This is a genomic window from Sphingomonas sp., assembly GCF_023266535.1.
GTDB lineage: Bacteria > Pseudomonadota > Alphaproteobacteria > Sphingomonadales > Sphingomonadaceae > Sphingomicrobium.
Genome location: NZ_JAHFPY010000084.1, coordinates 1 through 10583 on the forward strand (window position 1 = coordinate 1; position 10583 = coordinate 10583).

Annotated in this window: 13 protein-coding genes and 1 pseudogene; 6 read left to right on the forward strand and 8 right to left on the reverse strand. The window is 63.4% G+C overall.

Annotation, left to right across the window (positions count from 1 at the left end; translation table 11 throughout):
* From Q0C64_RS11780 to Q0C64_RS11790, 3 genes are all read right to left on the reverse strand, one after another.
* Positions 1–477, reverse strand: a 477-nt coding sequence (locus tag Q0C64_RS11780; RefSeq protein ID WP_294124006.1) for an amidase, incomplete at its 3' end; no start/stop codon positions are given.
* Between the two features lie 130 nt (positions 478–607).
* Complete coding sequence (gatC, locus tag Q0C64_RS11785; RefSeq protein WP_294124008.1) at positions 608–895, reverse strand: Asp-tRNA(Asn)/Glu-tRNA(Gln) amidotransferase subunit GatC; 288 nt, start codon at positions 893–895, stop codon at positions 608–610.
* A gap of 73 nt (positions 896–968) precedes the next feature.
* Entirely contained in the window at positions 969–2747 is a 1779-nt protein-coding gene (locus tag Q0C64_RS11790; protein WP_294124010.1) for a DUF4153 domain-containing protein, read from the reverse strand.
* A 199-nt stretch (positions 2748–2946) separates the two neighbouring features.
* Here Q0C64_RS11790 and Q0C64_RS11795 point away from each other — a divergent pair, with 199 nt between their 5' ends.
* Both Q0C64_RS11795 and Q0C64_RS11800 read left to right on the forward strand, forming a co-directional pair.
* Entirely contained in the window at positions 2947–3402 is a 456-nt protein-coding gene (locus tag Q0C64_RS11795) for a cupin domain-containing protein (protein WP_294124012.1), read from the forward strand.
* A gap of 133 nt (positions 3403–3535) precedes the next feature.
* Positions 3536–4291, forward strand: coding sequence for a hypothetical protein (locus Q0C64_RS11800; protein WP_294124014.1), 756 nt, complete (start codon positions 3536–3538; stop codon positions 4289–4291).
* Here Q0C64_RS11800 and Q0C64_RS11805 read toward each other — a convergent pair.
* Positions 4288–4470, reverse strand: a complete 183-nt coding sequence (locus Q0C64_RS11805) for a hypothetical protein (protein ID WP_294124029.1) — start codon at positions 4468–4470, stop codon at positions 4288–4290. The two genes, Q0C64_RS11800 and Q0C64_RS11805, sit on opposite strands and share 4 nt — an antisense overlap.
* A gap of 51 nt (positions 4471–4521) precedes the next feature.
* Entirely contained in the window at positions 4522–5163 is a 642-nt protein-coding gene (locus Q0C64_RS11810; RefSeq protein WP_294124016.1) for a hypothetical protein, read from the reverse strand.
* Between the two features lie 236 nt (positions 5164–5399).
* On the opposite strand from Q0C64_RS11810, the gene Q0C64_RS11815 reads away from it, so the two are divergent.
* The 4 genes from Q0C64_RS11815 to Q0C64_RS11830 are packed head-to-tail and all read left to right on the forward strand — an operon-like array spanning position 5400 to position 8301.
* Positions 5400–5795 carry a hypothetical protein gene (locus Q0C64_RS11815; protein WP_294124017.1) on the forward strand — a complete coding sequence of 132 codons (396 nt, stop codon included), beginning with the start codon at positions 5400–5402 and terminating at the stop codon, positions 5793–5795.
* An 11-nt stretch (positions 5796–5806) separates the two neighbouring features.
* Positions 5807–6922, forward strand: a complete 1116-nt coding sequence (locus Q0C64_RS11820) for a DUF3089 domain-containing protein (protein WP_294124019.1) — start codon at positions 5807–5809, stop codon at positions 6920–6922.
* Positions 6919–7392 carry a Holliday junction resolvase RuvX gene (gene ruvX, locus Q0C64_RS11825; protein ID WP_294124027.1) on the forward strand — a complete coding sequence of 158 codons (474 nt, stop codon included), beginning with the start codon at positions 6919–6921 and terminating at the stop codon, positions 7390–7392. The genes Q0C64_RS11820 and ruvX overlap by 4 nt, the downstream gene beginning before the upstream one ends.
* A gap of 12 nt (positions 7393–7404) precedes the next feature.
* Positions 7405–8301 (forward strand): aspartate carbamoyltransferase catalytic subunit, encoded by an 897-nt coding sequence (locus tag Q0C64_RS11830; protein WP_294124021.1) that lies wholly within the window; start codon positions 7405–7407, stop codon positions 8299–8301.
* Here Q0C64_RS11830 and Q0C64_RS11835 read toward each other — a convergent pair.
* The 3 genes and pseudogenes from Q0C64_RS11835 to Q0C64_RS11845 all read right to left on the reverse strand — a co-directional run.
* On the reverse strand, positions 8298–9644 hold the full coding sequence (locus tag Q0C64_RS11835; RefSeq protein WP_294124023.1) for a tetratricopeptide repeat protein: 1347 nt from the start codon (positions 9642–9644) through the stop codon (positions 8298–8300). The two genes, Q0C64_RS11830 and Q0C64_RS11835, sit on opposite strands and share 4 nt — an antisense overlap.
* Positions 9645–9669: 25 nt before the next feature.
* Positions 9670–10374 (reverse strand): hypothetical protein, encoded by a 705-nt coding sequence (locus Q0C64_RS11840; RefSeq protein WP_294124025.1) that lies wholly within the window; start codon positions 10372–10374, stop codon positions 9670–9672.
* A gap of 12 nt (positions 10375–10386) precedes the next feature.
* Positions 10387–10583, reverse strand: a pseudogene (locus tag Q0C64_RS11845) (ParA family protein); the annotation flags it as partial.

Consider the following 10583-nt stretch of genomic DNA (forward strand, 5'->3'; position numbering starts at 1 on the left):
CGAACCGCCGGGGGTCAGCGCGGCATTGCCGCCGTCGTTGCGTTTCCACGGCGAGATCACCGGGCCGTAGGCGCTGGTCTCGTTGGACGAGCCCATGGCGAACTCGTCCATGTTGAGCTTGCCGAGCATGCCCGCGCCCGCCGCCTTGAGATTGCCCGAGACGGTGCTTTCGTAGGTCGGCTTGAAATGCTTGAGGATGGCCGAGCCGGCGGTGCTGTCGACGCCTTCGGTCGCGAATAGGTCCTTGATGCCGAGCGGGATGCCGCTGAGCGGCTTCAGGTCGCCGGCGGTGCGGGCGAGGTCTGCGGCATCGGCTGCTTCAAGGGCGAGCTCTGGCGTTTCGACCGTATAGGCGTTGAGCGAACGGCCGGCGACGACCGCGGCGTTGAACGCCTCGGCGATCTCGCGCGCCGAATAGTCGCCAGCGCGGAAGCCTTCGCGCAGCTCGGTGATCGTTTTCAGAGTAAGGTCAGACATCAAAAACCCGTCATCCCCGCGCTAGCGGGAACCCAAATTCCAATTTCGCGCAGAGACGCGGAGAACGCAGAGACGTTGGAGCCGCGCAAATCTCTCTGCGCCTTTGCGTCTCTGCGCGAGGTAAATTTCTTCATTCGATCACCTTGGGGACAGCGAAGAAGCCGTGCTGGGCATCGGGCGCGTTCTTGAGGATGTCATCGCGGACATTGCCGTCGTTGACCACGTCGTCGCGCAGGCGAAGCTGGTTGTCGATCACCGCGGTCAGCGGCTCGACGCCGTCGGTGTCGACCTCGCCCAGCTGTTCGACCCAGCCGAGGATATTGTTCAATTCCGGCACCATGCGGTCGATCTCGTCATCGCCCAAGGCCAGCCGGGCGAGACGCGCGACGTGGCGCACCTGATCTGCGTTTACGGACATGCGTTACCTGTTGCTTCGGATCGGCAAGCGACCCGAAGCGGCGGCTAGCAGGGGCTTAGCGGACCTTCAACGCCTATTCGAAGACGTTGCCCGAAGGTTTGCCGCCGATCACCAGCTGGCGCTGGCTAACCGGTGCAATCTTCACGTCGCCGCGTTCCAGCGCGTCGGACTCGCGTTGCAGCGATGCCGCCTCTTCCGTCTTCGTCATGCTCGGCTCAACCCTTTTACGCCCCTCATAGACGTTGACCCAGGTCGTCACATCCCGTTCGAACACCGCGGGATTGCGCATGCAGTGCTGCTTCGGATCGTTGCGTTCGGCCGGCGGCAGATTGGCACATCCGTCCATAACAACGATGAAAACCTTCCCGCCATCCTGCGGAAAAACGCGGCATGCGCCCCCCGATGAGCAGAATCCTTCGGTACCCGGCTTGCCGAGGAGCTGCTCACGCAGATCGGCTGGCACTTCAGCATCCTTTGGCACCACAACCAGCTCCTCTGGCTGCGGCCCAGCGACGATATTGTCTTCGGTCAATTCCCATCTGCTGTCCGACTTGAGTGCTGTACTCGCTAGCTTCCGCTGAGAAACCGGTCCGGACCTGGCAATCGCCTCCAGATGTTTGCGACCCGCTGGACCGAAGTCGAACGCCATCGCTGCCCAATCGAACTCGGTCGGCGAGACCTTGCCGCTGGCGAGACGGGCGAGCTGGGAGTTCGCGCTGATCGCGCCGAAATCGCCGATCGGCAGGGCGAGGAACAGGGCCAGGCCACACAGGCCGATGGCGAGCCTGGTCTGCAGCGGGCGCAGCGGATCGTCGAAGTCCTGGCGGCCCTTGAACACCGCCCACCAGCCGGCGAGCCCGTAGGCCATGGCGACGGCCACCGCGATCGCGCCCCAAATGCGCTCGGGCGTCCAGCCATACTGACCCACCCGTTGCCCCATCGACAGCGCCGCGAAGAAGGCCAGCGGCAGGATGCAGATCGCCAGGATCAGCGCCGAGCGCCGGAGCCAGATGTTGGGACGCCGCTCTTCGCCGCCATCGCCGATCACATCGTTCAGGAAGACGAACGCCCCGGCAGCCGACAGCAACAGCATCGGCGTTGCGGGAATATCGGACTTCCACAGCCCCTGGAGGCCAGTGAAGGGGATGGAGAGGAGGAAGGCGGCAAGCGCTACCGCCAGCACCGGCGCAAGGACAGCGAGAATGACGGTGACGAGCTTCTGCAGGGTCGCGACCAGCGCATCGCGCTCGCGAAGGACGCCGATGGCGCCGCCGAAGGCGAATCCGGCCAGCATCCAGCCGAACCACTCCTTCTTGAGCAATTCCTTGATCGCATCGATGCCGATCACGTCGAACAGGCTGGCGATCAGCCAGGCGAGGAGAAAGGTGATTCCCGTGAACAGCAGCGCGGCCGCGCCGATCACCGCGTCGGTCCAGGCATGGCGATGCAGCCGGGCGTAGGGGAAGCGCCAGGCGCCCTCGTCGCGGATGGTCTGGAACAAAGGCGCGGCGATCAGCACCGCGAGGATGCCGGAGAAGAAGGGAAATTCGAAGATTTCCGGGACCTGGTTGTACTGGGCGGTGAACCAGCCAACGAGGGCGATTACCGCGCCCCAGCCGAGGGCGAAGGCGATCGCCCAGCTCCAGCGGCGGAGCTCGACAGTCAGGATGAAGCTGACCGTGGCGATGACGGTGAAGGCGGTCGCCGCTTGGCGCCAGACGGGAAACGGGTCGCCGTAATGGGCCCGGTCGGTCAGGAAATGGACGATCAGCCCGCCGACCGCGCCGGCCAGTGCCATGATCCACGGCCGCGCCGGCCAGTCCCGGTCCTCGCTGTCGAAACGTTCGGTCATCACTCGCTCCCCTGTAACCGGGTGCAGCCTAGCGGCGTTGGCCCGCTCCGCAATGAGCAAGCGGTGAGCAATATCTGAAATCCGCATTCGGATTATGAAATGCTAATGACCGTTATGGGTGGAAAGCGGCCATTAGCCCGAACTTGAAATCGCAGACATTGGGGCGCAACCTTTGACCACGGTTGAAAGGAGGCCTGCTATGGCTGGTATCACCGTAAGGCCAGGCGATGGCGAGACGCTCAACGTACTTGGAATGCCCCTGCGTTTCCTGTGCGATGCGGACGACACGGCGGGCGCTTGGTCATTGATGGAAGAGGATATTCCAATCGGTCACGGGCCGCCGCCACATCGTCACGATTGGGACGAGGCCTACTATGTCCTCAGCGGGTCGCTCGACTTTGAGATGGATGGTAAGCCAGTTCGCCTTGAGAGCGGTGATTTTGCGCATTTACCGCGGAACACAGTGCACGCATTCAAGGGCGCATCTGAGACTCCGGCGCACGTGCTCATCTTTGCCGTGCCAGCTCATTCGTCGGCCTCCTTTAAGGATGTAAATCGGGAGGTCCAGACGGTTCCCGAAGACATGTCGAAGATCCTCGAGATCGGCCAGCGGCATGGCATCGAGTTCATGCCCGCGCCAACTCCGGCGACCTAATTTGGTACAGCGGCCTGAATGGGTGGATAGCGGACACTGCCAAAGGCAACCACGAAGCGCACTCTCAGACCGGGGGAGCCGTCATGTCAGCTGAGCAGATGGCGTTCGAACGCTATGCGGGCGAAGTGCCGCAATGATCTTCAGACGCGCCATTGCAAAGCTTCGGGCCCAGGACTGGACCGCCATCACGATCGAGCTGGTGATCGTGACGCTCGGCGTCCTCATCGCGCTCGCCGCGCAACAATGGGCGAACAACCAGTCGCAGCGCGACCAGATGGACGTCAGCATGAAGGCGGTCCGCGAGGAGCTGGCCGTGCATTACGGTTACGCCGTCGAATATCGCGTGGTTTATCCGTGCATGCGCGCACAGATGGACCAGTTGCGCGACCGCGTCCTGAGCAGTGGCGCGACATTGAACCCTGCGCGCCTCTACCGGGATGAGGACTTCAGTTTCGTCATCCGGGAACCGGACAAACTCTATTCGAACGATGCTTGGCAGGCGGCCATCGACGACGGCACGACGCAGCGGATTTCGCCGAGGATGCGCCGGATCCTCGCCGGTCACTACGGTCAACTCCACGAAATCGAGGCCATTAGCCAGACGAACAATGATGCCGACTATGGGTATATCGCGCTAACTCAGCCGCTGCCGCTCGACCCAACGGTACGATACTCCATCCTGAAGGAGATTGAGCAGGAGCGGGGGAGGATGGAATATGTCGATTATCTCAACGGCCAGGTGATCGACTACATTCAGAGCCTCGGGATGCTTCCGCCGCCGAAGGACGCGATCAAGACCACCGAGCGCTGGGGGACTTATCAATTCTGCAAGGCGCACGGCCTGCCGATGCGTTCGTTCAAGGATGCGATGGTCGCTGTGCCGAACTAAGCATCAATAGCTTCCTCATCGACCTCCGCCGCGCTGCGCTGAATGAACTCGAACCGTTTCGCGGGGTCGCGGCCCATCAGGTCGTCGACCAAATCCTTGACCGGCTGGCGGTCCTCGCAGGCGGCGGGGAGCGTGATCTTGATGAGGCTGCGCGAGTCCGCAGAACAACTGTGATGCATACAGCGAATGTCCGCAATGGGTGGAAAGCGGTCATTAGCGCGGCGCAAGCACTAGACTTGGAGGATGTGATGCGCGGTATTCACCCACCATGCGGTGCCGCCGATCCGTTCTTCGGAAAGGCCAAGCAGGAGGAGGACAACGGCCCCGGCAATGGTTGCCGGATGAACCGATCGGCGGCTCGCAATGTCGTAGGCTGCCACGGACGCAATCAAACCAAGATAGATGTAGAGGAAGACGCCGCTGATCTCCGGGATGCGGCCGATTGCAGCACCAATCAAACCGAGGCTGCCCAGGATCACCCAGCGCTTGTGATAGTCCGGCTTGTGGCGAAGCAGCATTGCACCGCCGGTCAGAAGTCCAAACATCGCCAAATCGGCCAGCTCTCCATAGTAGAATGTTAGAGCGGCGTCGCCGTCCCCTGACTTGAAATCATGAACCGTGTCTCGGCTTGCGACTAAAGTGCCCAGCACAAGCATCGGCAGCACGAGCCAGCCGGCGAATGATCCTACCGTCCGATGAAGCTTCAATCGTTTCGTCGCGGCCAGAGAGGCCTGTGCGACCAGCAAGGCGGTCCAGGCGAAGAAGAATAGGCCGTGGAGATGAACGATCGGCGGCTTCGAAAGCGTGCCGCGGGCCATCGGCAAGAAAAAGGTTCGGGAAAAGCCGATAAGTACGATGGCCGCGAATACCAAAGTGAAGCCAATGAAATATCCATGTAACTTACGGGGCGTCCGACGAGGCTGTCGGCGCACTGAGGGAACTGGAGTGTCCTCGACAGTGGCACTCGAAGCTGGCTGCATAATTGCCTCCCCCCGGACTGGAGAAGAGCACGGCTGACTAGTGACCGCAATGGGTCGAAAGCGGCCATAAGATTTTGCTGTCCTACAGCAGTTCGATTGTGCTTGCTGCGTCCTTCGCTGCATGGAGGATGCTGTTGCTCAAGCTCGCTCGAACCCGTCGCCCGCGCCGTGCTGGCGAATGGACCGAGGCCAAGGCTGTCACCTTCATTGTCACCCTGGCCGCTAGCCGATCCGTTACCCTCGCCGCTGCCCGCGCCGGCATGAGCCGCAAGGCAGCCTATGCGTTGAAGCGTCGAGATCAGGGTTTTGCGGCCGCCTGGGGTGCAGCGGTCGCCCCGATTGACGGAAACAAAGCTTACGAAGTTGACGGCACCCGGATTCACAAGGCCCAGGGTAACGGGCGGGCGGCCAGGCCGAACCGCGCCGCAGATGCCCGATCCCGCGATCGCTTCTTCGGGAACCTGTCGAATTGGCCTGCCGAATCGGACTGGCAAGCGCTTGCCCGTGCCGTGGCCCTCCCCTAACGGCCCGATCCATGTGTGCCCGCCGCTTCCTGATGCTGATCTTCATCCTGACGCTGATTGTCGTCGGCGGTGCGTTCCTGTTCTACCAGTGGGGCGGGAATGTCCTGATCCGGATGGCGACGCCGACCGGCCATTACCAGCAGCCCCCCAATGGCAGTGGGCCGGACTATTCCAAGGCCGAAAGCTGGATCGCGCGGCCGGACATCAAGGAAAATCCATCGAAATGGCTGCCAGAGGGCGTTGAACTCTATCCGAACAACATGGAGCGCGCGGCAACCTTCTACGTTCACCCGACGACCTATCTGGAGCGGGACCGCTGGAACGCGCCAATTGAACCTGGTGGCGAGACAGAGCAGCGCACGCGGCTCTTTGTTCAGAGTGAAGCCAGCGCGTTCAACTCGGTCTCTGATGTCTGGGCACCCAAGTATCGCCAGGCGGCCTATGGCGCCTTCCTGCTCAAGAGCGAAGACGCCCGCAAGGCCCTCGACCTCGCCTATCGGGACATACTCGCCGCCTTCGATGTCTTCCTAGCTGCCCAGCCAAAGGACATGCCGATCATTCTGGCCGGACATAGCCAAGGTTCGATGCACCTGTTGCGCCTGCTGGTCGATCGAAAGGATGCGCTCAAGGGCCGACTGATCGCCGCCTATGTCATCGGCTGGCCGGTCGGGATCACATCCGACCTACCGGCCACCGGCTTTCCAGCCTGTACCGCCGCCGACCAAAGGAGTTGTGTGGTGAGTTGGCAGAGCTTCAAGGAGCCGGCAAATACAAGCCTCGTGACCGAAGCATGGGTTGGCACCGCCGGTCTGACGGGCAAACCCCGAACTCGCGCGGATATGCTGTGCACCAACCCGCTGACCGGGGCGACGTATGAAGGCGCGGTGTCCAAAATTGCAAACAAGGGTGGAACTTTGGTTCCTGATGGCGGCCTCACAAGGGCAACTCTCGAACCAGGGCGTGTTGGCGCGGAGTGCTACAGGGGCTTCCTGATGATCGACGGTGATATTCCGAACTTCGGGCCCTACGTGCTGCCGGGCAATAATTACCACGTCTATGACTATGCCCTGTTCTGGGGCCACGTCCGTATGGGCGCCGAGTGTCGCGTGGGACCGTGCGCACGATGATCAGCGGCACCGCAACCGAATTTGCGGCCGCACTGCCCGGTCATGGCCGGCTAGCGGGGCTCGACGTCGGCACGAAAACCATCGGCCTCGCTACCTGCGATGCGGGATGGAGCTATGCGACCGCAGCGGAAACGCTCAAGCGGACCAAATTCACCGCCGACCTCGAACGACTCAAAGCCTTCATCGCCAAGCATGGCATCGCCGGGCTGGTCGTCGGGCTGCCGCTCAACCTCGACGGCAGTGACAGCCCGCGCACCCAGTCGGTCCGCGCCTTCGCCCGCAATCTCGCGCCGCTCGGCCTGCCGGTCCTGCTGTGGGACGAGCGTTGGTCGACCGTGGCGGTCGAGCGGGCGATGATCGAGGCCGACATGAGCCGGGCCAAGCGTGCCGAGAAGGTCGACGCCCATGCCGCTGCGCATATTTTGCAAGGCGCGATCGACGCGCTGGTCAATCTGCAGCCTTCAAGTTAGAGGGCGGCTTTAATGCATCTTCTGTCCATCGACGATCTGAGCGACGCCCAGATCACAGCCATCCTCGACGAGGGCGAGCGCTGGTTCGCCTATAACCGCCAGCCGCGGCGCAACGACCATCGGCTCGACGGGCTGACGATCGTCAACGCCTTCTTCGAAAATTCGACCCGCACGCTGTTAAGCTTCGAGATCGCCGCCAACCGCCTTGGTGCACAGGTGGTGACGATGCAGGTCGAACATAGCTCGATCAAGAAGGGCGAGACGCTTGAGGATACGGCGCGGACGCTGAACGCGATGCGCCCCGACGCGCTGGTCATCCGCCATGGCACTGAGGGAGCGCCCGCCGAGGTCACCAGGATCATGGATTGCCCGGTAATCAATGCCGGCGACGGGATCGGCGAACATCCGACCCAGGCATTGCTCGACGCAGCGACCATCCGGCAGCATTTCGGCCGGATTGAGGGGCTGAAGATCGCGATCTGCGGCGACTTGAAGCACAGCCGCGTCGCCCGCTCCAATACCAAGCTGCTGGAACGGCTCGGAGCCAAGCTTCGCTTTGCCGGTCCCGCTTCCCTCTTGCCCGACGACATTGGCGGTATGGGGATCGACCAGGCAGTGGACGATGCCGACGTGGTGATGATGCTGCGCGTCCAGCGCGAGCGGCTGGAGGAAGATCTCGGCGATGCGCCGGGGGAATATCTCGCCCGCTACGGCCTGACCGAAGAACGGTTCAGCCGAACCTCGCCGGATGCGGTGATCATGCACCCGGGGCCGATCAATCGCGGTGTCGAAATCGAAGGGTCGCTAGCCGACCATCCGACCCGCTCGCTGATCGAGCGGCAGGTCGAAATGGGGGTTGCGGTCAGGATGGCCTGTCTCGACCTCCTGACCGCCGAACGTTTGTCTTAGGCTTTGCGCCCGCGCGAAGCGAACTGGACCGGTGCATCGCCTGACGTAGTGCGGACGAAGCAGCTGGCACCGGCGCGCTTCAACGAATTGCACAGGTTGACGGCCTCGCGATCGCTGCCGAAGCCCTTCACCGCCAGTCGATAGACGGTGCCCTGGGCACCGGCATAACGCGCCGTGACCGGAACATAGCGCTTGAGCGAACCGTGGCGGCCGGAAACCTTGTTCCAGGCAAAGGCGATGCGGTCACGCGTCGAGTAGGCACCGATCTGTACGACAGCGCGGCTCTTGCCGTTAGCAAGGCGCGGGGCCGGGGCCCTGCCCAGGCGGGCCATCGATTCCGACAGGCGGACCGCGGCCGGCGACATGGCCGGGCTCGCTTCTGCGACGGCGACAGCCGGCATCACGGGCGCCGGGGTCGGCTCGGCGATCGCCGGTACGACGGGCTCGGGCGCCGGCGTGGCTTCAGCCATGGCAACGACGGCGGGCTCGGCATTCGGAGCCACCGGCGCGAGCTCGACCGTCGCGGTTGAGGTCAGGCCCTCAGGAACGTCACCGATCGGCTCGGCCGCAGCCTGCTGGACATTATTGTCCGTCGGATTGAGCGCGAGACGGATCGGTTGGCCGGGGTCGCTGGCGACCGGCTGAACGCCGATGAACGCGGCAACCTGGTCCGACGCTTTGGCGGGCTTGGCCAGCGTCATCCACTGCTGGATGCGGGCATCGAGCTGGTCGCCAGGTACATCCTGCGCCGCGACCACCTTGGCCTGCTCCCAATTGCCGGAGAAGGCATAGGCCAGCGCCAGATTCTGGCGGGTGCGGGCATCGGCGCCAACGGCACGGGCCGCGGGTTCGAGGATAGCAATGGCATTTTGCGGGTCGCCGGCCAGCGCCAGCGCCAGGCCGGTGTCGGCCACGTCGAGCATGTCTTGCGCCTGTGCCAGCAGATATTTGGCCTCGTCATTCTTGCCCTGGGCGATTTCGATCAGCGCCAATTTCAGAACGATTTGCGGCTGGTTCGCGACCAAGGTCAGCGAGTCCTTATAGGCCGCTTCGGCCGATGCGAAACGGCCGCCGGCGAGGTAACAGTTGCCGAGCAAGGCCCGGAAACCGGCGTCGCGCGGGCTCTTTTCGACGGCCTTCTCGGCCAGCGCGGTCGCACCGGCGATGTCATTGGCGGCCAGCGCCATTTGCGCCCTGCTGGCGACGCCGATATTGGCATTGTCGACCTTCCCGCCGAAGATCGAGGCACTCCGTGGGGAGGTGCCCGGTCCGGCGCAGGCGGTGACAATCGCGAGGAGCGACACGGCAGTCAGCGTGGTCGCCAGGCGGTTCGACTTGGTCATGATTATTCCCCCAGTCCTAACTTAATCAGGCGCTCTTCTTGCGGGGCGCTTTCTCTGCCATTGTTTCCAGTTCAGGCATGGCCTGCAGCAGCTGGTCGAGTGCATCGGTCACCAATTGCTGGGCCGAGCGGCCATCGACCGCACAGGCCAGGCGCAACTTCAAATGACGCGACGGGTCGAGCCGCAGCGTGAATGCCGACTTGCCCTTGCTGCCCGGAGCGGCGCGCGGACGGCGCGCACGGACGGGAGCGGGAGCGGGCGACACAAAGACCGGTTGCGGAATGATCGCGACCGGAGCGGGCTCTTCCGCTTCCGCTTCTGCTGCTTCCAGCGCCGATGCCAGTTCGCCGTCGTCCGATTCCGGATCGTACAGCTCGGCGGTCTCGTCGACATAATCGCCGTCTTCGTCCTCGCCATCCTCGTCATGAGCGGCGAAACGATCCGCGATTTCGGCCTGCTGGTCATGGACCGGCGAGGCGATCGGGGTCAGCGCGGCAATCGGATTGCGCAGCGGCTCATCGGGCAATTCCTCGCCGAACGCGTCATGGTCGGCGTCGCGCAGCGGGGCAATGACCGGCTTGGGCGGTTCGAAGCCCATGTCGTTCCAGCCGAGATCCTCGACGCCATTGCCGCTTTGGCCGAAGCCCTGGGGCTTCATCGCCGGACGGGCGGCACCCTTGCGGGCCAGCAGGCCCGAGGAGAGCGACGCGAATGCCTTGGGTTCTCCCATCGCGCTCACTCCTTACTGGCCCATCACCCGGCGGCCGAAGCCACCGACTGGACGCGGGCTTGCGGCACCGATGCCGGGGGCCTGGTTGGGCGCGGCGAAGACGGTGCGGCGGAAATTCTTTTCGAGACGGTCGGAGATGTAATCCCACAACTCGGTCACCTCGCGGGCCGAACGGCCACCCGGATCGACTTCCATCACCGTGCGGCCGT